27 protein-coding genes and 1 pseudogene are annotated in these 24,109 nt (G+C 68.1%); 11 read left to right on the top strand and 17 right to left on the bottom strand.

What is annotated here, in order from left to right; genetic code table 11:
* Positions 1-3: 3 nt before the first annotated feature.
* Positions 4-432 carry a type II toxin-antitoxin system PemK/MazF family toxin gene (locus ALI144C_RS33090; protein WP_076991139.1) on the bottom strand — a complete coding sequence of 143 codons (429 nt, stop codon included), beginning with the start codon at positions 430-432 and terminating at the stop codon, positions 4-6.
* 62 nt (positions 433-494) lie between these two features.
* Between ALI144C_RS33090 and lepA the strand changes: the two genes are divergently transcribed.
* Positions 495-2,342: a translation elongation factor 4 gene (lepA, locus tag ALI144C_RS33085; protein ID WP_076991138.1), complete on the top strand. Its 1,848-nt coding sequence runs from the start codon at positions 495-497 to the stop codon at positions 2,340-2,342.
* Positions 2,343-2,376: 34 nt separating this feature from the next.
* Here lepA and ALI144C_RS33080 read toward each other — a convergent pair whose 3' ends face one another.
* Both ALI144C_RS33080 and ALI144C_RS33075 read right to left on the bottom strand, forming a co-directional pair.
* Positions 2,377-2,640, bottom strand: coding sequence for a hypothetical protein (locus tag ALI144C_RS33080; RefSeq protein WP_076991137.1), 264 nt, complete (start codon positions 2,638-2,640; stop codon positions 2,377-2,379).
* A 125-nt stretch (positions 2,641-2,765) separates the two neighbouring features.
* Positions 2,766-3,200: an HD domain-containing protein gene (locus ALI144C_RS33075; protein ID WP_076991136.1), complete on the bottom strand. Its 435-nt coding sequence runs from the start codon at positions 3,198-3,200 to the stop codon at positions 2,766-2,768.
* A gap of 103 nt (positions 3,201-3,303) precedes the next feature.
* Here ALI144C_RS33075 and ALI144C_RS33070 point away from each other — a divergent pair, with 103 nt between their 5' ends.
* Positions 3,304-4,965 (top strand): chitinase, encoded by a 1,662-nt coding sequence (locus tag ALI144C_RS33070; protein WP_076991135.1) that lies wholly within the window; start codon positions 3,304-3,306, stop codon positions 4,963-4,965.
* A 70-nt stretch (positions 4,966-5,035) separates the two neighbouring features.
* The gene (locus ALI144C_RS33065) at positions 5,036-6,082 is read left to right on the top strand and encodes a nitronate monooxygenase (RefSeq protein WP_076991134.1); all 1,047 of its coding nucleotides are present in this window, start codon (positions 5,036-5,038) and stop codon (positions 6,080-6,082) included.
* Here ALI144C_RS33065 and ALI144C_RS33060 read toward each other — a convergent pair.
* Positions 6,042-6,542: a GNAT family N-acetyltransferase gene (locus ALI144C_RS33060; protein WP_076991133.1), complete on the bottom strand. Its 501-nt coding sequence runs from the start codon at positions 6,540-6,542 to the stop codon at positions 6,042-6,044. The two genes, ALI144C_RS33065 and ALI144C_RS33060, sit on opposite strands and share 41 nt — an antisense overlap.
* A gap of 139 nt (positions 6,543-6,681) precedes the next feature.
* On the opposite strand from ALI144C_RS33060, the gene ALI144C_RS33055 reads away from it, so the two are divergent.
* Both ALI144C_RS33055 and ALI144C_RS33050 read left to right on the top strand, forming a co-directional pair.
* Positions 6,682-8,325, top strand: coding sequence for a DUF885 domain-containing protein (locus ALI144C_RS33055; protein WP_076991132.1), 1,644 nt, complete (start codon positions 6,682-6,684; stop codon positions 8,323-8,325).
* On the top strand, positions 8,322-10,007 hold the full coding sequence (locus ALI144C_RS33050; RefSeq protein ID WP_076991131.1) for a DUF885 domain-containing protein: 1,686 nt from the start codon (positions 8,322-8,324) through the stop codon (positions 10,005-10,007). The genes ALI144C_RS33055 and ALI144C_RS33050 overlap by 4 nt, the downstream gene beginning before the upstream one ends.
* On the opposite strand, the gene ALI144C_RS33045 is transcribed toward ALI144C_RS33050, so the two are convergent.
* Both ALI144C_RS33045 and ALI144C_RS33040 read right to left on the bottom strand, forming a co-directional pair.
* Positions 9,976-10,599 carry a DUF4230 domain-containing protein gene (locus tag ALI144C_RS33045; RefSeq protein WP_076991130.1) on the bottom strand — a complete coding sequence of 208 codons (624 nt, stop codon included), beginning with the start codon at positions 10,597-10,599 and terminating at the stop codon, positions 9,976-9,978. The two genes, ALI144C_RS33050 and ALI144C_RS33045, sit on opposite strands and share 32 nt — an antisense overlap.
* Positions 10,600-10,662: 63 nt before the next feature.
* The gene (locus ALI144C_RS33040; protein WP_076991129.1) at positions 10,663-11,631 is read right to left on the bottom strand and encodes a zinc-binding dehydrogenase; all 969 of its coding nucleotides are present in this window, start codon (positions 11,629-11,631) and stop codon (positions 10,663-10,665) included.
* Positions 11,632-11,698: 67 nt separating this feature from the next.
* Between ALI144C_RS33040 and ALI144C_RS33035 the strand changes: the two genes are divergently transcribed.
* The 3 genes from ALI144C_RS33035 to ALI144C_RS33025 are packed head-to-tail and all read left to right on the top strand — an operon-like array spanning position 11,699 to position 12,641.
* On the top strand, positions 11,699-11,893 hold the full coding sequence (locus ALI144C_RS33035; RefSeq protein ID WP_076991513.1) for a hypothetical protein: 195 nt from the start codon (positions 11,699-11,701) through the stop codon (positions 11,891-11,893).
* An 11-nt stretch (positions 11,894-11,904) separates the two neighbouring features.
* Positions 11,905-12,378 carry a ribonuclease domain-containing protein gene (locus ALI144C_RS33030; RefSeq protein ID WP_076991128.1) on the top strand — a complete coding sequence of 158 codons (474 nt, stop codon included), beginning with the start codon at positions 11,905-11,907 and terminating at the stop codon, positions 12,376-12,378.
* Positions 12,379-12,380: 2 nt separating this feature from the next.
* Positions 12,381-12,641, top strand: coding sequence for a barstar family protein (locus tag ALI144C_RS33025; RefSeq protein ID WP_076991127.1), 261 nt, complete (start codon positions 12,381-12,383; stop codon positions 12,639-12,641).
* Between the two features lie 229 nt (positions 12,642-12,870).
* Here the strand turns inward: ALI144C_RS33025 and ALI144C_RS33020 are convergent, their stop codons facing one another.
* The gene (locus ALI144C_RS33020; RefSeq protein ID WP_076991126.1) at positions 12,871-13,275 is read right to left on the bottom strand and encodes an SbtR family transcriptional regulator; all 405 of its coding nucleotides are present in this window, start codon (positions 13,273-13,275) and stop codon (positions 12,871-12,873) included.
* Between ALI144C_RS33020 and ALI144C_RS33015 the strand changes: the two are divergent.
* From ALI144C_RS33015 to ALI144C_RS33005, 3 genes and pseudogenes are all read left to right on the top strand, one after another.
* Positions 13,247-13,522 (top strand): annotated as a pseudogene (locus tag ALI144C_RS33015) (SDR family oxidoreductase); the annotation flags it as partial. The gene ALI144C_RS33020 and the pseudogene ALI144C_RS33015 sit on opposite strands and share 29 nt — an antisense overlap.
* A gap of 240 nt (positions 13,523-13,762) precedes the next feature.
* Complete coding sequence (locus ALI144C_RS33010; RefSeq protein WP_076991125.1) at positions 13,763-14,416, top strand: cyclase; 654 nt, start codon at positions 13,763-13,765, stop codon at positions 14,414-14,416.
* Between the two features lie 61 nt (positions 14,417-14,477).
* On the top strand, positions 14,478-15,236 hold the full coding sequence (locus ALI144C_RS33005; protein WP_076991124.1) for an enoyl-CoA hydratase-related protein: 759 nt from the start codon (positions 14,478-14,480) through the stop codon (positions 15,234-15,236).
* Here the strand turns inward: ALI144C_RS33005 and ALI144C_RS33000 are convergent.
* Genes ALI144C_RS33000 through ALI144C_RS32955 form a run of 10 tightly spaced genes read right to left on the bottom strand, consistent with a single transcriptional unit; the run spans position 15,214 to position 24,006 of the window.
* Positions 15,214-15,705 carry a GNAT family N-acetyltransferase gene (locus tag ALI144C_RS33000; protein WP_076991123.1) on the bottom strand — a complete coding sequence of 164 codons (492 nt, stop codon included), beginning with the start codon at positions 15,703-15,705 and terminating at the stop codon, positions 15,214-15,216. The genes ALI144C_RS33005 and ALI144C_RS33000 overlap by 23 nt on opposite strands.
* Before the next feature lie 41 nt (positions 15,706-15,746).
* Entirely contained in the window at positions 15,747-16,484 is a 738-nt protein-coding gene (locus ALI144C_RS32995) for a sirohydrochlorin chelatase (protein ID WP_237774439.1), read from the bottom strand.
* Positions 16,481-17,359: an ABC transporter permease gene (locus tag ALI144C_RS32990; protein ID WP_076991122.1), complete on the bottom strand. Its 879-nt coding sequence runs from the start codon at positions 17,357-17,359 to the stop codon at positions 16,481-16,483. The genes ALI144C_RS32995 and ALI144C_RS32990 overlap by 4 nt, the downstream gene beginning before the upstream one ends.
* A complete protein-coding gene (locus tag ALI144C_RS32985) occupies positions 17,346-18,131 on the bottom strand; it encodes an ABC transporter ATP-binding protein (protein WP_076991121.1) in 786 nt (261 codons plus the stop codon). The genes ALI144C_RS32990 and ALI144C_RS32985 overlap by 14 nt, the downstream gene beginning before the upstream one ends.
* Positions 18,132-18,141: 10 nt before the next feature.
* Positions 18,142-19,194, bottom strand: coding sequence for an ABC transporter substrate-binding protein (locus ALI144C_RS32980; protein ID WP_076991120.1), 1,053 nt, complete (start codon positions 19,192-19,194; stop codon positions 18,142-18,144).
* 33 nt (positions 19,195-19,227) lie between these two features.
* A complete protein-coding gene (locus ALI144C_RS32975) occupies positions 19,228-20,553 on the bottom strand; it encodes a sulfate adenylyltransferase subunit 1 (protein WP_076991119.1) in 1,326 nt (441 codons plus the stop codon).
* Positions 20,553-21,464 carry a sulfate adenylyltransferase subunit CysD gene (gene cysD / locus ALI144C_RS32970; RefSeq protein WP_076991118.1) on the bottom strand — a complete coding sequence of 304 codons (912 nt, stop codon included), beginning with the start codon at positions 21,462-21,464 and terminating at the stop codon, positions 20,553-20,555. Before cysD ends, ALI144C_RS32975 begins: the two co-directional genes overlap by 1 nt.
* A gap of 12 nt (positions 21,465-21,476) precedes the next feature.
* A complete protein-coding gene (locus ALI144C_RS32965) occupies positions 21,477-22,175 on the bottom strand; it encodes a phosphoadenylyl-sulfate reductase (protein WP_076991117.1) in 699 nt (232 codons plus the stop codon).
* On the bottom strand, positions 22,172-22,327 hold the full coding sequence (locus ALI144C_RS57940; RefSeq protein ID WP_076991116.1) for an Insertion element protein: 156 nt from the start codon (positions 22,325-22,327) through the stop codon (positions 22,172-22,174). Before ALI144C_RS57940 ends, ALI144C_RS32965 begins: the two co-directional genes overlap by 4 nt.
* Entirely contained in the window at positions 22,324-24,006 is a 1,683-nt protein-coding gene (locus tag ALI144C_RS32955) for a nitrite/sulfite reductase (protein ID WP_076991115.1), read from the bottom strand. Before ALI144C_RS32955 ends, ALI144C_RS57940 begins: the two co-directional genes overlap by 4 nt.
* Positions 24,007-24,109: the final 103 nt, after the last annotated feature.

Raw genomic sequence — 24,109 nt, 5'->3', positions numbered from 1 at the left:
GGGTCAGCCCCGGGCGCGTGCGGCCATGGCCGTGGCCACTCGTTCGAACCGGTCGGGCTCGAGCACCGCGCCTTCCCGGCGGATGTCGTCCTCGTCCAGCTCGTACATCCGGCTCAGCAGCACGAACGACTCGCGGCCGTCGCGGTCCCACGCCCCGCTGCCGAGGCCGACCCAGCCGCGCTGGCCCTCGTGATCCTTGCTGGACAGCATCACCGCCAGCAACCGGTGACCGTTTCGTCCGATCACCAGCAACGGCCTATCCTTACCCCTGTCCGGGTCTTCTTCATAAGGGACCCAGGCCCAGACGATCTCGCCGGGATCCGCGAGGCCGTCGAGGTCGGGGGAGTAGTCCAGGGTCGAGCCGGGCTCGACGACATGCACCTGACGGACGTAGCCGCGGGCTGGCTTGGGGTCTTCGCCGGGATCACGCACGCGGCGAGCGTACTGGTCATGGGACTATTGAGCGGTCAGGCATGCAAACAGCGAGGGAATCAGTGGCCACGTTCGCCGATACGACGTTCACGCCGCCGGAGCGCATCCGGAACTTCTGCATCATCGCGCACATCGACCACGGCAAGTCCACCCTGGCCGACCGGATGCTGCAGCTCACCGGCGTGGTCGAGGAACGCGCCATGCGGGCTCAGTACCTGGACCGGATGGACATCGAGCGGGAACGCGGCATCACGATCAAGGCGCAGAACGTGCGCCTGCCGTGGGTGCTGGACGACGAGGAGATCGTCCTGCACATGATCGACACCCCGGGGCACGTGGACTTCACCTACGAGGTATCCCGTGCGCTCGAGGCGTGCGAGGGCGCGATCCTGCTGGTCGACGCCGCGCAGGGGATCGAGGCGCAGACGCTCGCGAACCTGTACCTGGCGCTGGAGAACAACCTGGCGATCATCCCGGTGCTGAACAAGATCGACCTGCCCGCCGCCGATCCGGACAAGTACTCGCGTGAGCTGGCCCACATCATCGGCTGCGAGCCGGAGGACGTGCTGCGCGTCTCGGCCAAGACCGGTGTGGGCGTGCGCGAGCTGCTCGACGAGGTCGTCCGCAAGGTCCCGCCGCCCGAGGGCGACGCGGACGCGCCGGCCCGCGCGATGATCTTCGACTCGGTCTACGACACCTACCGCGGCGTCGTGACGTACATCCGGGTGGTGGACGGCAAGATCACCCCGCGCGAGCGGATCCGGATGATGTCCACCGGCGCGGTGCACGAGCTGCTCGAGGTCGGCATCATCTCGCCGGAGCCCAAGCCCAGCGTGGGCCTCGGCGTCGGCGAGGTGGGCTACCTGATCACCGGCGTGAAGGACGTCCGCCAGTCCAAGGTCGGTGACACGGTCACCGCCGAGCGCAAGGGCGCGACCGAGCCGCTGGCCGGGTACCGCGAGCCGCGGCCGATGGTCTACTCGGGCCTCTACCCGCTGGACGGCTCGGACTACCCGGACCTGCGCGAGGCGCTGGACAAGCTGCGGCTCAACGACGCGGCGCTGACCTACGAGCCGGAAACCTCGGCGGCGCTGGGCTTCGGCTTCCGCTGCGGCTTCCTCGGCCTGCTGCACCTGGAGATCACCCGCGACCGGCTGGAGCGGGAGTTCGGCCTCGAGCTCATCTCGACCGCGCCGAACGTGGTCTACCGGGTGGTCACCGACGACGGCGAGGAGACGACCGTGACCAACCCGTCCGACTGGGTGGACGGCAAGATCATGGAGGTCTACGAGCCGATCGTGAAGACGACGGTGATCTGCCCGAGCGAGTTCATCGGCACGGTGATGGAGCTGTGCCAGGCCCGCCGGGGCCAGCTCGGCGGCATGGACTACCTGTCGGAGGACCGCGTCGAGCTGCGCTACACGATGCCGCTCGCGGAGATCATCTTCGACTTCTTCGACTCGTTGAAGTCCCGCACCCGCGGCTACGCCTCATTGGACTACGAGGAGGCGGGCGAGCAGACCGCGAACTTGGTCAAGGTCGACATCCTGCTGCAGGGCGAACCGGTCGACGCGTTCAGCGCGATCGTGCACCGCGACGCGGCGTACGGCTACGGCACCAGGATGGCCACGAAACTGCGCGAGCTGATTCCCCGGCAGCAGTTCGAGGTGCCGATCCAGGCGGCGATCGGTTCCCGCGTGATCGCACGGGAAACGATCCGCGCGATGCGCAAGGACGTGCTCGCCAAGTGCTACGGCGGTGACATCACCCGTAAGCGGAAACTGCTGGAGAAGCAGAAAGAAGGCAAGAAGCGGATGAAGATGGTCGGCCGTGTCGAAGTGCCGCAGGAGGCATTCGTCGCCGCGCTGTCGACCGACGAGGCGGGGGACAAGCCCAAGGGCAAGAAGTAGGGCATCCCGGGCATGGGATTCCCGTTTCCGGGGATCACCCTTCGAGAACCGCCTCGAGGATCGAGCGAGGCGGGTTCTCGCCAGCCGGGTGGATCTCGACACCGCCGTCTTCGTTGAGGACGACATGCCGTCCTGGGTATGTACGCTGGGCGATCACGGTGTCGCGTTCGTCGAACTGGCCGGTGAACACGATGACGCCCCGGCAGAGTTCCACCTTCTCGGCTCCGGTGGGCCAGCGGTACTGCCAGGCGTCGATGTCGAACAGTTCGTCAGGCGAGGGTAGATCAGGGCCATTCATTGGGTGCCTCTTCGACTGCGGCTTGCGGTGCGTTGCCTGGACAGGATGCCTGACATCGCCGTGTCGCGCCTGCCGAGCGGTCCTGCTCTGCCGAACTGCTGGGGACGCTGGGGAACCGGCCTTGACTAGCCAGTCAGTTCATCGAGCAGACGGATCGCCTCCGCGTATTTCTCGCGGAGGCGATTCTGCGTTCCGGTGTCGAGCGCGGCCAATCGGACCGGGTCGGTGTTGTCCCCGATGTCCGCGCGTTTCACTTGTACGGCAATGGGATCGGCGGCGACGCGGCTGAGGTAGTCCGGCATCGCCTCGCCGTCGAGCTTGCTCAACGCGACCACTGCGGTGACGACGTTCTCCGGGCAGCCTTGTGCGCGCAGGGCTTCCGCGGTGACGGCTGTGTCCTCTATGACGTCGTGCAGGACCGCTGCCATCTGGGCGTGCGTGCCCTGCACGCGTGCCATCACGCGCAGCGGGTGGTCGATGTAGGGCTTTCCGCTCTTGTCGACCTGACCAGCGTGTGCTTCGCGCGCGATGCGGATGGCGTCGTCGAGTACGAAGGTCATGCGCGCACGGTACTCCCGCCAACTAGGGGTTGACACAGACCATTGGTCTAGTCCATTTTAGTGGTGTAGACCACAAACCGGGCGCGGGTGTGGAGAAGAGAACATGGTCAGCAGGACCAGGCGGCTGCTCGTGGCCGCCGCCACCGCTATTGCCGCGCTCGTGGTGGTTCCGGCCAGTCCGGCCGTCGCCGCCAACATCGTGAACAACCCCGGTTTCGAGGACGGTCTGTCCGGTTGGACGTGCACGGGCGCGGCCGCCGCCACCAACCCGGTGCGAACGGGTTCCGGTTCCTTGGCGGGGACGCCGAGCGGGCAGGACTTCTCGCAGTGCACGCAGCAGATCGCCGTGCAGCCGAACACCGCGTACAAGCTGTCCGGGTGGGTCAACGGCACGTACACCTACCTAGGTGTCAACGGAAACGGCCTCACTGACCGCAACACCTGGTCGGGGGTGGCCGGGTGGAAGCAGCTCACCATCGACTTCACCACCGCCGCGGCGACCACCAGCGTCAACGTCTACATCCACGGCTGGTACGGGCAACCGACGTTCTACGCCGACGACGTCTCGCTCGACGGACCCGGTGGTACGCCGACACTTCCGGCCGCACCGTCTGGTTTCTCCGCGTCCGCCACGAGCCCGACGAGCGCGAGCCTGTCGTGGAACGGACCGTCCAACGCGACGGGCTACCGCGTGTACCGCAACAACCAACTGATCGCGTCACCCACCGCCAGTTCGTACAACGACAGCGGTCTGACCGCGGAGACGACCTACAGCTACCAGGTCAGCTCGGTCAACTCGGTGGGCGAATCCCCCAAGACCACGTCGGTGTCCGTGACGACCCCGGGCACCGGCGGTGGCAACCCCGGCGGTCCGCTGCCGAAGCACGTGTTGACCGGTTACTGGCAGAACTTCTACAACGGAGCCCGTGCGCTGCGGCTCGCCGACGTGCCCACGACGTACGACATCATCGCGGTCGCCTTCGTCGACGCGGTTCCCGGGCGCAACGGCGGTGTCAGCTTCACGCTCGACTCCGGTCTCTCGTCGCAGCTGGGCGGGTACACCGACGCCCAGTTCCGGCAGGACATCAAGACCGTTCAGGCCCGTGGCCAGAAGGTGATCATCTCGGTCGGTGGTGAGAAGGGGACGGTCTGGGTCGGCGACGCCAACGCCTCGAACAACTTCGCCACCGACGTCAAGAACCTGATCAGCAGCTACGGCTTCGACGGCGTGGACATCGACCTGGAGAACGGCATCAACGCCACCCACATGGGCAACGCGTTGCGCAGCATCCACGCGGCAGGCGGCAAGGTCATCACGATGGCGCCGCAGACCGTGGACATGCAGTCGACCCAGGGCGGCTACTTCCAGTTGGCGCTGGCCGTCAAGGACATCCTGACCATCGTCAACATGCAGTACTACAACTCCGGCACGATGCTGGGCTGCGACCAGCAGGTCCACAGCCAGAGCACGGTCAACTTCCTCACCGCGCTCGCGTGCATCCAGTTGCAGGGCGGCCTGCGCCCCGACCAGGTCGGGCTCGGCCTGCCCGCGTCGCCGCGCGGCGCAGGCGGCGGCTACCAGTCGCCGGGCAACGTCAACAACGCGCTCAACTGCTTGGCCCGCGGCACCAACTGCGGATCGTTCAAGCCGAGCACCACATGGCCGGGCATCCGTGGCGCGATGACCTGGTCGATCAACTGGGACGCCTCCAACGGCTACCAGTTCGCGAACACTGTCGCACCGCACCTCGACACCCTGCCTTGAGAGGTGCCCCGGGAGTGGCTCTCGCCTCAGCCCACGGGCGAGAGCCACTCCCGGCTTCTATTCTCTTCCCATGATCCCCAGCATCCCGCGCATCGTCGTCGCGCCGATGGCAGGTGGCCCGTCCACACCGGAACTCGTCGCCGGGGCGGTGGACGCGGGGGCCTACGGTTTCCTCGCGGCGGGGTACATCACGCCCGTCGCGCTGGCCACGCAGATCGCCGCGACCAGGGCGCTGACTACGAAACCGTTCGGCGTCAACGTCTTCGTCCCCGGTGAGAAGTCCTCTGTGGATCTGACCGGCTACGCGGAGAAGCTCAGGTCGGACTACGGCATCGAGCCGGGCGGCCCGGCGTGGACCGACGACGAGTACCCGGCCAAGATCGACGTGCTGGCGGGCGACCCGGTCGACACCGTCTCCTTCACATTCGGCCTGCCGTCCGTCGCGGACGTGCAGCGGCTGCGCGCGGTCGGCAGCAAGATCGTGATCACCGTGACCAGCCCGGCCGAGGCCCGGCTGGCCGCCGCGCTGCGACCCGACGCGTTGTGCGTCCAGGGTTTCGAGGCCGGTGCGCACCGCGGCATCTTCACCGACGACGGGTCGCCGTCCGGTGCGCCGACCTACGGCCTGCTCACCGCGTTGCGACTGGTCGGCGCCGCTGTGGACATACCGCTGATCGCGGCCGGTGGTCTCGTGCACGGCGCGGACATCGCCGCCGTGCTGACGGCAGGCGCGGTCGCGGCACAGCTGGGGACGGCGTTCCTGCGTTGCCCCGAGGCCGGAACACAGCCGCTGCACCGGCAAGCGCTGGGTGAGAACAGGGAAACCGCCGTCACCAGGGCGTTCAGCGGACGCCCGGCCCGTGCGCTGGTCAACCGCTTCCTGACCGGCAACACCGACCTGGCGCCCGCGGCCTATCCCCAGGTCAACAGCATGACCAAGCCGATCCGGGCGGCCGCGGCGCAGGCAGGCGACCCGGAGGCGATGTCGTTGTACGCGGGCCAGGCGTACTCGCAGGCCCCGCAGGGGCCCGTCGCGGAGGTCGTCGCGCGGCTGGACGCCCAGCTGCGCGCCGCGATCAGATCCGCCTGCTCAGCACTTGACCCGGCCACTCCTTGACCATGAACGTCCCGGACTTCTCGAAACCGTTGCGCTCGTAGTAACCGACGAGCTCGCCGTCCTCCCCGCGGAAGCAGTCGACACGCACCAGCGACACGCCGCGCTCACGCGCCACCTCGACCGCCTTGTCCAGCAGCTGCGAGCCGATCTTCATACCCGCGTGCCGCCGCGAGCTCAGCAGCAGCCGGACGTAGACCTCGGGCTCGTCGGCGGGCGGGATGTGCGGATCTGGCTGGTCGCTGACGATCAGCACGCCGACCACCTCCCCGTCGAGCTCGGCGGCCCACAGGTCACCCTCGGCGAGGATGGATCTCACCCGCTCCAGCCGCGCCGGGGTCTCCGACCACGGGCGCGACCCCCACTGCTCGGTGTTTCCCCGCGAGACCATCCAGCTGACGGCCTCGTCGCCCAACGCCATGATCGAGTCGAGGTCGCTGTCATCACCTGAACGAATTCGCATGCGCACTGTCTACCGCACTGATCAGAATGGTTCTCTTGATTAACGAGTTGCGGCCGGGTCGGAAACTGTCGTAGGTGTGTGGCAGGTTGGTGGGTACAGGGCCGGTGGACGTGCTGGCAGACGTGGTGACGGGGGAGTTGTGACGCAGATCGACAAGATCGCCGACGAGGTGCTCCAGCTGCTGATCGAGGAGGACCCGCTGGGCGAGATGATCCAGGGCCTGCCCGGTGTGGACAGCAGGCTGAGCGATCTCGGCGAGGCGGCGCAGGCGACCTTGCGGTCCCGCGCGCTGGACGCGGCCCGCCGCGCCAAGGCCTGCGAGGAAGGCGTCGACGGCGACTGGGTCACCCGTGACGTGGTCATCGACCAGGCCGAGGCGATCGCCGCGCGCGTGCAGTCCCGGCTGGTCGAGACCGAGGTCGCGGACATGATGGTCAGCCCGATCGCCCGGCTGCACGGGATGCTGCCGACGGTCCGGCCGAAGGACGAGGAAGCCGAGCGCAACTACTTCACCCGTCTGGCGGCCATCCCGGAGTACCTGGCCACCGCCGCCGAGCGGCACCGAGGCGGGATCGCGGGCGGGCGGCCCCCGGTCTCCTCCCGCGTCGCGTACGCGCTCACCTACCTCGAGAACTACCTCGCCAACCCGGCGCAGGACCCGCTGCGGATGGTGCCGGTGACCAACACCGCCGAGCGTGACCGGCTGCTGGACGTGCTCGTCCGCCCCGCGTTCGCCCAGTACCGGGAGGCGCTCGCCCAGGACGTGGCGCCGCACGGCCGGCCGGATGAGAAACCCGGCTTGTGCTGGCTGCCCGGTGGCGAGTCGACGTACGCGTCGCTGGCGCGTGTGCACACCACGACCGAACGGACGCCGGAAGACCTGCACCAGACCGGCCTGGCGTTGATCGAGGCACTGGCCCAGGAGTACCTGGAGATCGGCGGCCGGGTGTTCGGCGCCAAGACCGTCGCCGAGGTGCACCACAGGCTGCGCACCGACCCGGCGTTGAAGTGGAACAGCGCCGAGGAACTGCTCGCCGGGGCGCGCGCGGCGATGGACCGTGCCGAGGCCGCGGCACCGGACTGGTTCGGGCTGATGCCGTCGCACTCCTGTTTGCTGGAACGCACACCGGCTGCTGTCGAACAGAACGAGGCCGGTGCGTACTACCACCCGCCCGCGCAGGACGGCAGCAAGCAGGGTGTGTACTACGCCAACACGTACCGGGCGACGGAGCGGGACCGGTACGTCGCGGAGTGCACGGCGTTCCACGAAGCCGTTCCGGGCCACCACTTCCAGTGCACGATCGCGCAGGAGCTCTCCCTGCCCGCACTGCGCCGCTGTGCGGCGATCAATTCGTACGCCGAAGGCTGGGGCCTGTACTGCGAGCGGCTGGCCGACGAGATGGGCCTGTACTCCGATGACGTGGCGCGCCTGGGCATGCTCGCGCAGGACTCGGTACGAGCCGCGCGGCTGGTCGTGGACACCGGTCTGCACGCGCTCGGCTGGTCCCGTCAGCAGACCGTGGACTACCTGCGTGAGAACACCGTCATGTCGGATGTGGAGATCCAGGGCGAGACCGACCGCTACATCGGCATGCCCGGCCAGGCGCTGTCGTACATGGTCGGCCGCCTGGAGATCCAGCGTCTGCGGGCGAGGGCGCAGGACGAGCTGGGCTCCGCGTTCGACATCAAGGGATTCCACGACCTCGTGCTCGGTTCGGGCGCGGTGCCGATGGCGACGCTGGACCGCATCGTGGCGGAGTGGACGGCCGGGGTAGCGGCATGACGGATCCCATCGACGGCGTCGCCGACCGGTTGCTGGACCTGATCGGCGCGGAAGATCCGCTGGAAGCAAGCCTCGGCGGCATTCCGGGGCACGACCACGAACTGCGGGACCTCAGCCAGGAAGCGGACGCGGAGTTCCGCGACCGCGCGGTGCACATCGCCGCGGAGGCCGAGCTGGCGCCGGCGAGCGTCACCCGCAGCGTGGTCCTGCAGCAGTCGGCGTCGTTGGTGGACAAGCTCAACGCTGGTCTGTCCGACCACGTGGTCGCGAACTTCTTCACCGCGCCAGCGATCAGGCTCGCCACGTACGTCCCCCGGGTCGTGCCCACCAGTGAGCAGACCGAACGTGATTACGTGCAGCGGCTGTCGGAGATCCCGCGCTACCTGGCACAGGCGGCTGACCGCAACCGCGCGGCGATCGCGGACCGGCGACTCCCGGTGGCGCGGATGGTGCGGATGGCGATCGAGCACATCGACCGGTACCTCGACCAGACGCCCGACACGTTCGCGCAACCGTCTCTCACCGATGGTCTGCGCGCGGAACGTGACCGCCTGCTCCGCGACGCCGTGCGGCCATCGTTCGAGCGGTATCGCGAGGTTCTGCGTGACGAGGTGGCGCCGCACGGCCGCCCGGACGACAAGCCGGGTCTGTGCTGGCTGCCTGATGGCGACGCGGCGTACGACGCGGTGACAAGGGTGCACACGACCACGGCACGCACGCCGGAACAGTTGCACCGCACGGGATTGGACCTCATCGAAGCGCTGGCGGACGAGTACGCGTCCATCGGCAGCCGCGTCTTCGGCGTCCGCACGGCCGCCGAGGTGCAGGAGCGGCTGCGTACCGACCGTTCCCTGCTGTGGGGCGGCGCCGACGAGATCATCGCGCACGCCAAGGCGACCATTTCCCGTGCCGAGAGCGTCGCGCCCCAATGGTTCGCGCGGGTGCCGGAGAAGCGTTGTCTGGTCGAGAAAGTCCCGGACGCCGAAGCGCCCGGGACCGCGGGCGCTTACTACACCGCGCCCGCGCTCGACGGTTCCCGTGAAGGCACGTACTGGGCGAACACGGACAAGGCGACTGAGCGGGCCCGCTACAACGCCGAGTCGATCGCGTTCCACGAAGCCGTTCCGGGCCACCACTTCCAGATCGCGGTCGCCCAGCAGTTGACGGACCTGCACCTGCTCCGGCGACTAGCGTCGATCACCGCGTACGCCGAGGGCTGGGCGTTGTACGCGGAGCGCCTGGCGGACGAGATGGGTTTGTTCTCCGACGACCTGGCCCGGCTGGGCATGCTGGCGGAGGACTCCATGCGAGCGGCGCGACTGGTGGTCGACACCGGCCTGCACGCGATGGGCTGGACACGCGAGCAAACGGTGGAGTACCTGCGCGCCAACACAGTGATGACCGACGTCGACGTGCAGTCGGAAACCGACCGCTACATCGAGGACCCCGGCCAGGCGCTGTCGTACATGGTCGGCCGCCTGGAAATCCAGCGCGTGCGCGACAACGCCGAGCGGGAACTCGCAGACCGCTTCGACATCAAGGAGTTCCACGACGTCGTGCTGGGTGGCGGCGCACTGCCGATGCCGGTGCTGGACGAGGTCGTGACGGACTGGATCGCCGGAAAACTCACTGGAGAGTTCACTGGGAAACTCACTGGGGCGGAGGGCTCTCCTGGAACGTGACGCGGTACCCGAGCGCCTGCATCATCCCGGTCAACATCGCCCGTGTGTTGCCGCGAGCCCGCTCGACCAGCCCTGACCGCTGGGCGGCTTCGCTGATCTTCTGCTCGGCGGCCACGTAGAACTGTTGCTGTTGCGGCGGTTCCACGAGCGCGCCGATGGTGTCGATGAGGCCCCGTTCCTGGCTGAACACGTAGCTGCGTTTGTTGTCCAGGTTCGGTTTGGCCAACTGGGGCGCGGGCAGGGTCAGCTGCACCGAGGTCCGGTCCTCGGAGACCTTGATGTTCCCGTCGGCCAGCTTGCCGAAGTCGATGAACGCGTCGACCGAGCCCGCCGCGACGAACAGCGTCCGTTCACCGGCGATGGACGACGGCACCCACGCCACGTCCTTCTCGATGTCCACGACCACCTGGTAGTCGCCCGCTGCCGCGTGGTACTGGCTGAGGTCACGCATAGCCTGCAGCACAGCCGGTTGTGATCTGTCTATTGTGGACGTACCGAGCTTCGGCAGCAGGCCGATGATCTGCAGCGCCGCCGCGACCACGAGCACGCCCGCCACGACGAGGGCAGCGGGCTTGAGCCAACGCGTCTTCACAGGTCACCACCTCTCCCGTATGGGGTACCCATTCCGGGTGAGGCGGACGCTGCTCTATTCGGACTACGCGGCCGTGAAGACGATCTTGCCCGCTGTCTCGCCGTCCAGCATCGCCCGGAAGCCCTCTTCGGCGCGGGCCAGCGGCAGTTCGGTGCCGATCTTCGGCCGCACGCCGGTGACGTCGCAGTAGTTCAGCAGGTCGGCGAGTTCGTCGCGGGTTCCCATCGTCGAGCCGATCACGCTCAGCTGCAGGAAGAACACCCGGGCCAGTTCCGCGTTCGCGTCGGGACCACTGGTCGCGCCTGAGACCACGATCACACCGCCGGGCTTGAGCGATTTCACCGAGTGTGACCAGGTGGCCTTGCCGACTGTCTCGAACACACCGTCCACCCGCTCCGGCAGCCGCGCCCCGGACTCGAACGTGGCGTGCGCGCCGAGCGACTCGGCCAACGCGCGCTTCTCCGCCGACCGCCCGGTCACCCAGACGCGGAAGCCCGCCGCGCGGCCGAGTTGCACGAGCGCTGTCGCCACGCCGCCGGATGCGCCCTGCACCAGGATGGTCTGGCCGGGCCGCAGCCCGGACTTCACGAACAGCATCCGGTACGCCGTCAGCCACGCCGTGCCCATGCAGGCCGCCTCGGCGAACGACAGGCTGGCCGGTTTGGGCAGCACGTTGCGCGCCGGGACCACCACGGACTCGGCGAACGTGCCCTGGTGCACCTCGGTCAGCAGGCTGCGCCGGGGGTCGAGGGTCTCGTCGCCGGTCCAGTCCGGCGAGCTGATCACCGAGTGGATCACCACCTCGGTGCCGTCGTCGAGCACACCGGCGCCGTCGCAGCCGAGGATCATCGGGAACTTGTCGGCCTTGATGCCCACGCCGCGCAGCGTCCACAGGTCGTGCATGTTCAGGCTCGCGGCCTTCACCGACACCCGGACCCAGCCGTCCCGGACCTCCGGGTCGGGCCGGTCACCGACCGTCAGCGCGGCGAGCGGGTTGTCCGGCTGAGGCGACGCTGCATACACGGCGAACATGCTCAGCAACTTACCGATTACCCCATTCGTGCGCCTGTGGGGTCGGACACGGCGTAGCCTCATCGGTGTGTCGTGGTTGTCGGATTGGTGGAACGCCGTCGAGCTGTGGATCACGCAGCTGCCGTTTCCCGCCCAGTTCGCGATCGTCATCGCGGTGTTGCTGCCTGTGTGCGTCGGCGGGGCGTGGCTGATCGACCGCGTCGTCGATTTCGTGGCGGGCAAAGTCAGCCCGTCGCGGAGCGCGGAACCGGACTGCGATTAGGGTTGGCCCCCATGGGGTCGCGCAGACGCATCACGTTCGCCCTGGTCGGACTGGTCATCCTGGTGGTGGCGGGCTGGCTGATCCGCGAGGTCACCTCCGACCCGGCTCCCGGCAACGGCGGGCAGAACGGTGGACAGGGTGCCACCACGGCCCCGGCGAAACCGGGCGGCCAGGGCACCGCTGTTCCCGGCCAGGACTCCGGCCTGCGGGTCACGGCCCTGTCGAAGCTCCCCCAGGAGGCGGCGACCACCTGGCGGCTGATCGAGAAGGGCGGCCCGTACCCGTACGACCGGGACGGCGTGGTGTTCGAGAACCGGGAGAAGCGCCTGCCTGCCAAGGCCAAGGAGTACTACCACGAGTACACCGTGCCGACGCCGGGCAGCAGGGACCGTGGTGCGCGCAGACTCATCTACGGCAAGGAACGTGAGCTCTACTACACCGAGAACCACTACGACTCGTTCGTGCTCGTGGACCCGGGGAAGTGACGATGAAGTACGCGCTGGACGGCAGCAGGATCCACAGCAAGGCCGCGATGCTCGACGCGCTCGCGAAGGCCATGAGCTTCCCCGACTACTTCGGACACAACCTGGACGCGCTGGTGGACGTGGTGAACGATCTGCCGCCGGGAACGCACACGCTGGTGTGGCACTCGCCGCAGACGCTGCGGAAGGCCGACCCGGCCAACTACGAGCAGTTCGTGGACATCCTCGGCAGCGCGGACCGGCTCACGCTCGTGCTCGAGGCGTGAGCGACGGACCCGGTTCGGTGCGGTGGAAGGAAACCGCGGACGATCGGTGACGCCGCTGTCGGTCTGGACCAATGACCGTGCGGCGGGTTGTCGCATCCGCACCACCGTCTGGCGGAAGCCTTTTACGTGTCCTGTTCACGGGATGAGCCGTCTTCGGCGGCGGAACTGCTACGTCGCTGCGGTGAGCGTGGGGACATGCGGACCGTGCAGTATGAGTGTCAGCGGCTTGTCATTCGCGGAAGCGCAGGCCGTCGAGGACGACGTGCAGCAGGTGTCGGGCGCGGGTGTCCCATTCCTCCTCGTCGAGCCGGGTCAGGTAGCCGATGAGCAGGATGACGTCGCGGGCGTCGATGTCGGGCCGGATGGCCCCGGCGGCCTTGCCAGCGTCCAGCAGCGCGGTCATCGCGTCGCCGATCGGGCCAAGGCTGCGCGCGGAGAGGTCCTGCCACATCCCCACCTCGACTGCGGCGAACACCCCGCGCTTGACCCGTGCGTAGTCGGCCACGCGATCGAACCAGTGCGCCAGTGCGGTTACCGGGTTGTGCTCGGCGAGCAGGGCCGGTGCGGCCGCGACGAGCTCCTCGACGTCGTGGCGGTAGACCTCCGCCGGGACCAAGAACGCAGTGCGCACCATCCTGGAAGGTCTGCGGCAGGAGTCGACCGACGGCGTGCTGCGCACGACCTCGATCTCGCCTGGCTACGTCAGCACCGAACTCGCCGACTCCGTCGACGACCCCGCGGTGCGCCAGAACATCCGCGAGAACATGGCGAAGTTCGCCATCCCGCCGGAAGCCGTCGCACGGGCCATCGCCTTCGCCGTGGACCAGCCCGACGACGTCGAGATCGGCGACATCACCATCCGCCCGACCGTCCAGGACTGAGGACCGCTGACCCCTCCTGGTATCGGCCGACATCGCTCGCCGGACCTCAGCCCAGCCATCTGCTGACCACACAAGGCCCGCCACAGCTACCGACAACTATCCCCGAACACCCGACATGTTCGAGCGGAAAGGTCACCACGCTGGGTAGCGCTGTGAAAACTCTGGGAAACACGCACCGTTGAAACGTGAATTACCCTCGGGTATGAACGCTGAAGGGCATAAAACCTCAAGGAGGCATCGATGAAGCTGGCTCCCCTGCGGCTGGCCACGGTGGCCGCGTTCACCCTCGCACCCCTGCTCACACTGGGCGCGACCGCCCCGGCGGCTGTCTCCGCGGCTGTCTCTGCGGCTGGCCAGACCATCAACTACCAGGTCCGCGCGTCGGCACTGGGCCAGACCGCGGAACTCGTGCTCACCCAGGACGTCGACTCGACCGCACCGGCGAGTGTCGCCCCTGGTGGCGCGCTGAAGGTGACTATCGACCCCGCGCCGAACACCGTCCCGTCGTCCGGTGGCGGCTACCAGATCAGGGAGATCAAGACCGTCGCGCTGAAGATGCCGATCCCGGCCAACTCCACGTTCGTCTCGGCGAGCGTGAGCGGCGGCTCGGGGCTCGGCACGACACCGCCGAGCATCGCCCGTGAGGGCAACGACGTGGTGCTCAAGGTCGCCGGTCCGCTCAAGGGCGGCGCGGCGTTCGAACTGCCCACGGTGACCATCGACCTGACCGCCGGTTCGTCCGGCAAGATCGAGTCCAAGCTCGGCGGCACCAGCTACGACGCCCCCGGGCTGACCTTCACCGCCGTGATCATCGCCCTCGGGTTCCCGGTCAACGCCCCGTCGGTGGCGTACCCGAACCCGAGCCCGGTGCTGACCAGCACGACTATCGGCTGATTCCGGTGATGTGTGCCGAGGGCCACCCGGCGCGGGGTGGCCCTGGGTGCATGATGGGCCCATGGCTGACGAACTGGTCCACATTGCCGTCGACCGCGGCGTCGCGACGATCACGCTCGATTCCCCGCACAACCGCAACGCGCTGTCCCGTCAACTGCGGGCCGAACTGCGCGGGCACCTGTCAGCGGCGATCGACGACGACAACGTCCGGGTGATCGTGCTCGACCACACCGGACCAGTGTTCTGCGCGGGCATGGACCTCAAGGAAGCGGGCGGGGCCGCTGCGGGAGACCAGGGCGTCAACGAGTTCCCCGAGATCCTCGACCAGATCCGCACCGGCCCCAAGCCGGTGATCGCCAAGCTCGCGGGCCCGGCGCGGGCAGGCGGCGTCGGCATCGTCGCGGCCGCCGACATCGCGATCGCCGCGACCACGGCGACCTTCGCCTTCACCGAAGTCCGCATCGGCGTCGTGCCCGCGGTGATCTCCGTGACCGTGCTGCCCCGGCTGTTGCCGCGCGCCGCGCACGAGCTGTTCCTGACCGGCGAGACCTTCGACGCGACCAGGGCCGCGACCATCGGCCTGATCAACTCCGCGGTGCCCGCCGACGAACTGGACGCCGAAGTCAAGCGCTACACCGACATGCTGGTCCTCGGCGGACCGGTGGCGCTGGCCGCGACCAAGGCGCTGCTGCGCTCGCAACCGGGCGACTTCGCGACCATGCTGAAGCTGTCGGCCGAGTTCTTCGCCAGCGAGGAAGGCCAGGAGGGCATCGTCGCGTTCGCGCAGAAGCGCAAGCCTAACTGGGTTCCCGGAGCGTGAGCCGGAACCGTGTGTAGGTGTCCAGATCGGACACCTTGGTGAAGCCGAGCCGGTCCAGCACGGCAACGCTGGACCGGTTGCCGAACGTCACGCCCGCGTAGACGTCGGTGATCGCGGTGTTCTCCCGTGCCCACCGGACCAGCGCCCGGCCCGCGTTGGTGACGTAGCCGTTGCCCGTCGCTTTCTCGTCGAGCCAGTACCCGAGGCTGTAACGCGGCGGATCGACCGGGTTGAGCACCATCTCACCCACCAGGTCACCGGCCACCCGGATGCCGAACGCGAACTCGCCGTCGAGCGGGTGGGCGAACCCGGCGCGGATCATCTCGTGATCCGCGGCCCGCAGTTCCGCGTAGTCCCCGTGCCTGCCCAGGTGATCCCGGTTGCGCTCGACCAGACGCCAGTAGTCGTCGACGTCTGCCATCTCCAGCGTCCGCAGCCGCAACCGGGGATCGGCGGTGACCAGTTCCATGACTCGACGCTAACGGCGCTATCAAAGCATTTACACCGCGTTCAGCCGGTGCGTTCCAGGTCCAGGCCCTGCAGGGCCTCGTCGTAGCGGTGCAGGACCAGTTCGGCCACGCCCGGGTCCGCACCGAGCGGCTCGGCGATCAACGCGTGCGGGTCCAGTGCGAGAGCGGCCTCGTACACCCGGTCGGGCAGCAGACCCGGTGCCAGGAACCACGAGGCCACGGCGATCCGCGACGCCCCGCGCTCGCGCAGCGCGGCGACGGCCGTGGGGACGTCCGGGGTGGCGGAGGCCGCGAAAGCCGCTACCGCACCAGACCATCCTGATTGGACCGACCAGCGCTCGGCGATGGCCGCGACCCGCGCGTTGGCACGGGCGTCCGACGAGCCCGCGCCCGCCAGGACCACACCGAGCGACGAATCGTCGAATGCCGCACCCGCGGTGTTCAACCTGCGCAGCGCGGCCGATTCGAGCCACGACGACGGGCCGAGGACGTCCGACACCGTCACCGACAGCCTCGGGTTGCGCAGGCTCGCCTCGCGCACGAGCGCCGGGACGTCCACTTTCGCGTGGTACGCGCGGCCGAGCAGCAGCGGCACCACGACCACCGGGCCCCGCAGCCCGGCGAGCACGTCGCCGAGCCGGGGAGCCGAGAGGTCCATGAAGGACACACGGGCGTCCATGCCCGGCCGCAGTGCCTTGACCACGTCGACCAGCGCGGTGATCGTCGCGGCGGAACGGGGATCGCGGCTGCCGTGGGCCACCGCCACAAGAGGGATCACGTCAACGCTCCGGTCAGGCCGCGCGCCCGCAGCACGGCTCGTTCGATCGGCCGGAACAGCAGCAGGTCGATGCCGATCCCGACGATCAGGATCAGGAAGATCGCGGTCAGCACCTCGGCCATGTCGTTGTAGTTGGAGCCCTCGTTGAGGTACGCGCCCAGCCCGAAGCCCAAGTCGGGGCTCTGCGCGATCAGTTCGGCCGCCATCAGCGACCGCCACGAGAACGCCCAGCCCTGTTTGAGGCCCGCGATGTAGCCGGGCAGCGCGGCGGGCAGCAGGATGAACCTGGCCGCGGCCAGCTTGCCCGCGCCGAGCGTCTTGCCGACCCTCGGCAGGATCGGCGGGATCTGGTCGATCCCGGCGACCAGGCCGTTGGCGATCGACGGGATCGACCCGGCGAGCACCACGAAGTAGATCGACCCGTCGTTCAGGCCGAACCACAGGATCGCGGCGGGCACCCACGCCACCGACGGCAGCGACTGCAACCCGCTCAGCAGCGGGCCGATCGCGGCGCGGACGTGCCGGACCTTGGCCACCAGCAAGCCGAGTGGCGTGGCGATGACCACCGCGGCGAGGAATCCGAGCGCGGCGCGGTGGATGGACGTCCACAGCACCTCCCAGATCTTGCCGGTGCCGACCAGGTCCTCGAACTTCGACCAGACCGCGAGCGGCGCGGGCAGCTGGAACTCCGGCCAGAAGGCCGCTGCCCACAGCGCCTGCCAGATCGCCACCACCACGACCAGAGCGATGACCGGTGGCAGCGCCGCACGCAGGACGCGCCGCCGACGCGGCTCGGTCTGCGTGGTGGTCGGCGTGTCGAGCGCGTCGAGGCCGGCCTCGACCTTCGACAGGTCCTGGACTTCAGGACTTGGCATGGGTGCTGATCACCTCGCGCAGCCTTGCCGTGATCTCCTCGGTCAGCGACTCGTTCGTTTCGTCCTTGGTGGACCACTCCTGGACGACGCGGCCGGGCCGCGACGACAGCAGGACCACGCGCTGCCCGAGCCGCACGGCCTCGCGGACGTCGTGCGTCACGAACAGAACCGCGGTGTTGGTCCGCTCGTACACACGCAACAGCTCACCCTGCAACACATCCCGCGTGATCGCGTCCAACGCGGCGAACGGTTCGTCCATCAGCAACATGGCGGGTTCGTCCGCGCCCTGTACCCGCTGGGTCGCGGCGAGCGAGCGCGCGAGGGCCACACGCTGACGCATACCGCCGGACAGCTCGTGCGGACGCTTGGTCCCGGCGCCGCTCAACCGCACCAGATCCAGCAGTTCCGCCACCTTGGTCTGCCGGTCGGCCTTGCCGAACCCGGCCAGCCGCAGCGGCAGGTCGATGTTGCGGGCCGCGGTCAGCCACGGCATCAGCGCGGCTTCCTGGAACATCACCGCGGGCCGGGACGTGTTCAGCACGATCTCGCCCGCCGTCGGCGCGTCGAGCCCCGCGACCAGGTTGAGCAGCGTGGACTTGCCGCAGCCGGACGCGCCCAACAGGCAGACGAACTCGCCCGGCGCGACGGTGAGGTCCACCCCGTCCAGCGCCGCCACGGCCTGTTGCCCGCGGCCGAACACCTTGCCCACCGCCGAGAGTTCCACCGCGATGCCGGACTGCACGTGCTCGGAAGTGCTGAGTGTGGCGGTCATTGCCGTGCTCCTACTTCTTGTCCAGTCCGGCGGCGTCCACCGCCGGTTTGCCGGTCGCCTTCAGCGCCTCGTTGAGCGCGGACAGGTCGAGGAAGCCCTTCAGGTCGGCGGCGGACTTCACGATCCCCGCGGTGACCGAGTCCTTGGCCAGCTGCGGGAGCGTCGACGCGATCGGGTCGATGGTCAGTTCGATCGCCTTGAACGAGCTGTCCAGCACCGGCGCGCCCAACGCGTTGCCGGTCAGCTCCTTGAGCGTGTCGTTGACGACCTTCTTCGCGTCGGCCTCGTTGCCCCTGGCCCACTCGGTCGCCTTGACGTGGCCACGCAGGACCGCCTGGACGGTCTGCGGGTACTGCTGCAGGAACTCCTGCCGCACGATGATCACCGTGGTCGGGAAACGACCGTCCGGCCACAGGGACTTCTCGTCCAGCAGCACCTTCGCGCCCGCGTCGAGCACCAGCCGCGACGACCACGGCTCAGGCAGCCACGCGCCGTCCAGTTCGCCCTTGCGGAACGCGTCCAGCGTCTTCGGGTTGTCCAGGTTGGTGATCTTGACGCCTGCCAGGTTCTTCTCTTTGACCAGCTTCTTGAGCGAGACGTCCTGCGTGTTGCCCAGCGACGGCGTGGCGATGTTCTTGCCGGGAAGCTGCTCGATCGACGTGATCTCGGGCTTGGTGACCAGCTGCGCGCCCGCCGAGACCGCGCCGGAGACCAGCTGGATCGTGCCGTTGGACTTGGTGTACGCGTTGATCGCCGGTCCGGAGCCGATGAACCCGATGTCCAGCGACTTGCCCAGCAGCGCGTTGACCTCTTCCGGTCCCGCGTTGAAGTTCGTCACCGCGAGCTTCGTCGAGCCCAGTTCCTTGGTGTAGTAGTCCTTCTTGTGCCCGATGATCGCCGGCGCGTGCGTGACGTTCGGGAAGTAGCCGAGCCGGACCTCGGCTGGTCCCTCTGCCTGCGCTTGTTTCGGTGCGTTGCCGCTGTCGGCTCGTGAACACCCCGCTGCGAGGGCTAGTGCCGCTGTCGCGGCGGCCAGTAAGCGAAGCGTGCGAGTTGTGCTCACGGTTCTTTCCTCTCAAGCGCCAAGAAAGGGGAGTCAGGGTCCGGGGTCGACAGCGTCACGAACGGGGTCACGAACGGGGTCACGAATGGGGTCTCGGACGGGCAACGGTGCGCCGACGAGACCTGCGGCCAATGTGGTTCCGTCACTCGCGTCGATGACCAGGAATGCTCCGGTTCGTCGACTGGCGGTGTAGTCGTCCACGGGCAACGGTTCCGCGGTGCGAATCCTAACCTGGCCGATCTCATTCAACTGCAACGATTCGGGCAACTCCACACTGGACAGCTTTTGTTCGTCGAAACGCGAGATCAATTCGGTGACGAACGCATGAGTGGTCTTTGTCCCGTGCTTCACCAGCACACGTGCGTTCGGCCGCAAATCCTTGTCCGCCAACCAACACAGCGTCGCACCGAACTCGTCGGCGACGACCGGGGGAGTACTCGCGACAGAAATCAAGTCCCCGCGCGAGATATCCAGATCGTGGGAAAGGACAAGGGTGACGGACTGGCCGGCTGTCGCTTCGGCCAGTTCGCCGTCCGGGGTGTCGATGCGTTCGACGATGCTGCGCGATCCCGACGGCAGCACGACGATCTCCTCGCCGGGCGTGATGGTGCCCGCGGCGACCTGTCCGGCGTAGCCGCGGTAATCGGGATACTCGGGAGTACGGGGGCGAATCACGTACTGAACCGGGAAACGGAACGGTACGTGGTGCGGATCCGGTTCGACCGGAACTGTTTCCAGGTACTCGAGCAACGTCGGCCCGGTATACCAAGGCGTGTTGTCGGACCGTTCCACGACATTGTCACCGACGAGTGCGGACACCGGAATGGTGAGCACTTCGGAATCGGCGTACCCCAACGCGCTGGCGTGCGCGGCGAATTCCTTGGCGGTCAGTTCGAAGTTCGACTCGTCGTAGCCGACCAGGTCGATCTTGTTGACAGCCAGAACCAGCCTCGGCACACCCAGCAACGCGAGCACGGCCGCGTGCCTGCGCGTTTGCTCGACGACGCCGTTGCGCGCGTCCACGAGCAGAATCCCCAACTGCGCGGTCGAAGCGCCCGTGACGGTGTTGCGCGTGTACTGGACGTGTCCGGGTGTGTCGGCGAGCACGAAGGACCGCTTGGGCGTGGCGAAGTACCGGTACGCCACGTCGATCGTGATGCCCTGTTCGCGTTCCGACCGCAAACCGTCGACCAACAACGACAGGTCCGGTGTGGACAAGCCGCGGTCCGCGCTGGCGCGGTGCACCGCGTCCAACTGGTCGGCCAGCACCGACTTCGTGTCGTACAGCAACCGTCCGACCAGGGTGGACTTCCCGTCGTCCACGCTGCCCGCCGTCGCGAGCCTGAGAAGATCGCTCATCAGAAGTACCCCTCGCGTTTGCGATCCTCCATGGCCGCCTCGGACAACCGGTCGTCCGCGCGGGTCGCGCCGCGTTCGGTCAACCGCGACGCGGCGACCTCGGCGATCACGTCCTCGATGGTCCTCGCGTCCGAATCGACCGCGCCCGTGCAGGATCCGTCGCCGACCGTGCGGTACCGGATCGTCCGGCGTTCCAGCGTCTCGCCCTCGCGCGGGCCGCCCCACGGTCCTTCGGCGAGCCACATGCCGTCGCGCAGGTAGACCTCGCGGTCGTGCGCGTAGTAGATGTCCGGCAGTTCGATCTTCTCCCGGGCGATGTAGTTCCAGACGTCCAGTTCGGTCCAGTTCGACAGCGGGAACACCCGGACATGCTCTCCCGGACGGTGCCTGCCGTTGTACAGGTTCCACAGTTCGGGACGCTGCCTGCGCGGCTCCCATTGGCCGAACGCGTTGCGCAGGCTGAAGATCCGTTCCTTGGCCCGCGCGCGTTCCTCGTCACGCCTGCCGCCGCCGAACACCGCGTCGAACTTCTGCTCGGTGATCGAGTCCAGCAGCGGCACGGTCTGCAGCGGGTTGCGGGTGCCGTCGGGACGCTCGGTCAGCCTGCCGTCGTCGATCCAGTCCTGGACGTGCGCCACGTGCAGGCGCAGGCCGTGTTTGGCCACGACGCGGTCCCGGAACTCGATGACCTCGTCGAAGTTGTGCCCGGTGTCCACATGCAACAGCGGGAACGGCACCGGCGCGGGCCAGAAGGCCTTGATCGCCAGGTGCAGCAGCAGTGTCGAGTCCTTGCCACCGGAGAACAGGATCACCGGCCGGTCGAACTCGCCCGCCACCTCGCGGAAGATGTGGATCGCTTCCGACTCCAGCGCGTCGAGATTCCCCGTTTTACGGTCAAGCGCGAGCGTCACAGATACCCCTTCTCAGCCGTGCAGACCGCACTCGGTCTTGGATTGACCCGCCCACCGGCCGCTGCGGGGATCCGCGCCCGGCGCCACCTTCGCCGTGCACGGCGCGCAGCCGATGGACAGATATCCCTCCGCCACCAGCAGGTTCTCCAGGATCCCGTTGCGGTCGATGTACTCGCGGAACTCCTCGTCGGTCCACGGGGCGATCGGGTTGATCTTCACCAGCCCGTTGCGCTCGTCCCACTGCACGATCGGGGTGTTCGCCCTGGTCGGCGCGTCGACCCGGCGCACACCGGTGACCCACGCGTCGTAGTTGGCCAGGGTTCGCCGCAACGGCACCACTTTGCGCATCGCGCAACAGCGGTCCGGTGCTCGCTGCCACAGGTCCGGGCCTTCCTCGGCGTCCTGTTCCGCGACGGTCTTGTCCGGCAGGGCGTTGACGATGGTGATGTCCGGGTAGGTCGCGGCGACCGCGTCCCGCAGACCGATGGTCTCCGGGAAGTGGTAGCCGGTCTGCAGGAACAGCACGTCGAAGTCCGGCTTCGCCTTGACCGCGAGGTCGATCAGGACCGCGTCCTGCATGTTGGACGCGAGAATCCAGTCGTCGCCGAACGTCCGCGCGGTCCATTCCAACGCTTCGGCCGCGTTCGCGTCGGCCAGTTCCCCCGACGCTTTCTCAGCCAGATCCCTTAACTCATCGGTTGCTGTCGTCACTTCGACACCTGTCCCATTGAGATCCCGACGAATTTCACCACGAACACGCGGCGGCACCCGGTGCACAACCAGGCCGCCTGCGGTTCCTCCTGTGGGCGAAGGTCTTCTTCGCCACAGTAAGGGCAATGAAACGGTGTTGCACGCTCAGTCACTTGAGATCAACCTCGTCCGCGCGTTGAACCCACTGCGCGAAGCGCTCACCGTCGGAACGCTGCTTGATGTAGCTGCGGACGACCCGTTCCACGTAGTCCGACAGTTCGGTGGCGGTCACCTTGTGGCCCCGGAGTTTGCGGCCGAACCCGGCGTCGAGGCCGAGCCCGCCGCCCAGGTGCACCTGGAAGCCCTCGACCTGGTTGCCGTCCGCGTCGGTGACGATCTGGCCCTTGAGACCGATGTCCGCGGTCTGGATCCGGGCACAGGAGTTCGGGCAGCCGTTGATGTGCACGGTCACCGGGTGCTCGACACCCGCCTGCACGTCGGCCAGCCGTTGTTCCAGCGCGGAGACCAGGTCGGCCGCACGGGCCTTCGTCTCCACGATGGCCAGCTTGCAGAACTCGATGCCGGTGCACGCCATCACGCCGCGCCGCCACGGCGACGGGTCGGTCTGCAGGCCCAGCTTGGCCAGTTCGGCCTTCAGCGCGGGGACTTCGGCCTCGGGCACGTCCAGCACCAGCAGCTTCTGGTGCGGGGTGAACCGGACCCGGCCGGAGCCCGCGCGTTCGGCGGCTTTGGCGACCTCGACCAGGGTCGACCCGGAGACGCGCCCGGCGATCGGTGCCGCGCCGAGGTAGAACCGGCCGTCCTTCTGCTCGTGCACGCCGATGTGGTCGATCTGGTACGCCAGGGTTTCCGGCGCGGGGCCGTCCACCATCCTGTACCCGAGGTACTCCTCCTCCATGACCTCGCGGAACTTCTCCGGGCCCCAGTCGGCGACGAGGAACTTGATCCGGGCGCGGTGGCGCAGCCGCCGGTAGCCGTAGTCACGGAAGACGCTGATCACCGCCTCCCAGACCTTCGGCACCTCGTCGAGCGGCACCCACGCGCCGAGCCGCTTGCCCAGCATCGGGTTGGTCGACAACCCACCGCCGACCCACACGTCGAAGCCGGGACCGTGCTCCGGGTGCACCACCCCGACGAACGCCACGTCGTTGACCTCGTGCGCGATGTCCTGCAGACCGGAGATCGCGGTCTTGAACTTGCGCGGCAGGTTCGAGAAGGCCTTGTCGCCGATGTAGGTGTTCTTGATCGCCTCGATGGCGGGTGTGCCGTCGATCACCTCGTCACGGGAGATGCCCGCCACGGGTGAGCCGAGGATCACACGCGGGCTGTCGCCGCACGCCTCCATCGTGGTCATCCCCGCGGCTTCGAGTTTCTGCCAGATCACCGGCATGTCCTCGATGCGGATCCAGTGGTACTGGATGTTCTGCCGGTCGGTGATGTCCGCCGTGTCGCGCGCGTAGGTCTGCGAGATCTCGCCGATCACGGCCAGTTGCCGCGTCGTGACCGCACCGCCGTCGATGCGCACGCGCAGCATGAAGTACTCGTCGTCCAGCTCCTCCGGCTCGAGCGTGGCCGTGCGGCCGCCGTCGATGCCCTGCCTGCGCTGGGTGTAGAGGCCGTACCAGCGGAACCTGCCGCGCAGGTCGGCCGGGTCGATCGACTCGAACCCGCCGTGCGCGTAGATGTTCTCGATCCGGTCACGGACGTTGAGCGGGTTGTCGTCCTTCTTGCTGCGTTCGTTCGGGTTGAGCGGTTCGCGGTAACCGAGTGCCCACTGTCCCTCGCCCCGGCGCTGCTTGGCCCGCTTGGGGGTGGTGGTTGGCGGAGCCATGTGGCGTCCTTCGGGATCGGGGCGCTCGCACACGCCAGCCCGACCTCATCCGAGGACACGGAAAACCGGCGTGTCCGACGCCGGTGTGAAGAAACAACTGTCC

It is taken from the genome of Actinosynnema sp. ALI-1.44 (genome assembly GCF_001984155.1).
GTDB lineage: Bacteria > Actinomycetota > Actinomycetes > Mycobacteriales > Pseudonocardiaceae > Kibdelosporangium.
Note: the sequence above shows the minus strand (reverse complement) of the source record. Positions and strands in the feature narration are given on the sequence as shown.

Excerpts from the sequence above, each read along its gene's own strand:
- ALI144C_RS33040 (WP_076991129.1), bottom strand. The coding sequence starts at position 11,631 with ATGTTCGCCGTGTATGCAGCGTCGCCTCAGCCGGACAACCCGCTCGCC.
- ALI144C_RS33000 (WP_076991123.1), bottom strand. The coding sequence starts at position 15,705 with ATGGAACTGGTCACCGCCGATCCCCGGTTGCGGCTGCGGACGCTGGAG.
- ALI144C_RS32990 (WP_076991122.1), bottom strand. The coding sequence starts at position 17,359 with ATGCCAAGTCCTGAAGTCCAGGACCTGTCGAAGGTCGAGGCCGGCCTC.
- ALI144C_RS33005 (WP_076991124.1), top strand. The coding sequence starts at position 14,478 with ATGGCTGACGAACTGGTCCACATTGCCGTCGACCGCGGCGTCGCGACG.
- ALI144C_RS33065 (WP_076991134.1), top strand. The coding sequence starts at position 5,036 with ATGATCCCCAGCATCCCGCGCATCGTCGTCGCGCCGATGGCAGGTGGC.
- ALI144C_RS32985 (WP_076991121.1), bottom strand. The coding sequence starts at position 18,131 with ATGACCGCCACACTCAGCACTTCCGAGCACGTGCAGTCCGGCATCGCG.
- ALI144C_RS33030 (WP_076991128.1), top strand. The coding sequence starts at position 11,905 with ATGGGGTCGCGCAGACGCATCACGTTCGCCCTGGTCGGACTGGTCATC.
- ALI144C_RS33050 (WP_076991131.1), top strand. The coding sequence starts at position 8,322 with ATGACGGATCCCATCGACGGCGTCGCCGACCGGTTGCTGGACCTGATC.
- ALI144C_RS32975 (WP_076991119.1), bottom strand. The coding sequence starts at position 20,553 with ATGAGCGATCTTCTCAGGCTCGCGACGGCGGGCAGCGTGGACGACGGG.
- ALI144C_RS33010 (WP_076991125.1), top strand. The coding sequence starts at position 13,763 with ATGAAGCTGGCTCCCCTGCGGCTGGCCACGGTGGCCGCGTTCACCCTC.
- ALI144C_RS33070 (WP_076991135.1), top strand. The coding sequence starts at position 3,304 with ATGGTCAGCAGGACCAGGCGGCTGCTCGTGGCCGCCGCCACCGCTATT.
- ALI144C_RS33025 (WP_076991127.1), top strand. The coding sequence starts at position 12,381 with ATGAAGTACGCGCTGGACGGCAGCAGGATCCACAGCAAGGCCGCGATG.
- ALI144C_RS32955 (WP_076991115.1), bottom strand. The coding sequence starts at position 24,006 with ATGGCTCCGCCAACCACCACCCCCAAGCGGGCCAAGCAGCGCCGGGGC.
- ALI144C_RS33075 (WP_076991136.1), bottom strand. The coding sequence starts at position 3,200 with ATGACCTTCGTACTCGACGACGCCATCCGCATCGCGCGCGAAGCACAC.
- ALI144C_RS33080 (WP_076991137.1), bottom strand. The coding sequence starts at position 2,640 with ATGAATGGCCCTGATCTACCCTCGCCTGACGAACTGTTCGACATCGAC.
- ALI144C_RS33060 (WP_076991133.1), bottom strand. The coding sequence starts at position 6,542 with ATGCGAATTCGTTCAGGTGATGACAGCGACCTCGACTCGATCATGGCG.
- ALI144C_RS33020 (WP_076991126.1), bottom strand. The coding sequence starts at position 13,275 with ATGGTGCGCACTGCGTTCTTGGTCCCGGCGGAGGTCTACCGCCACGAC.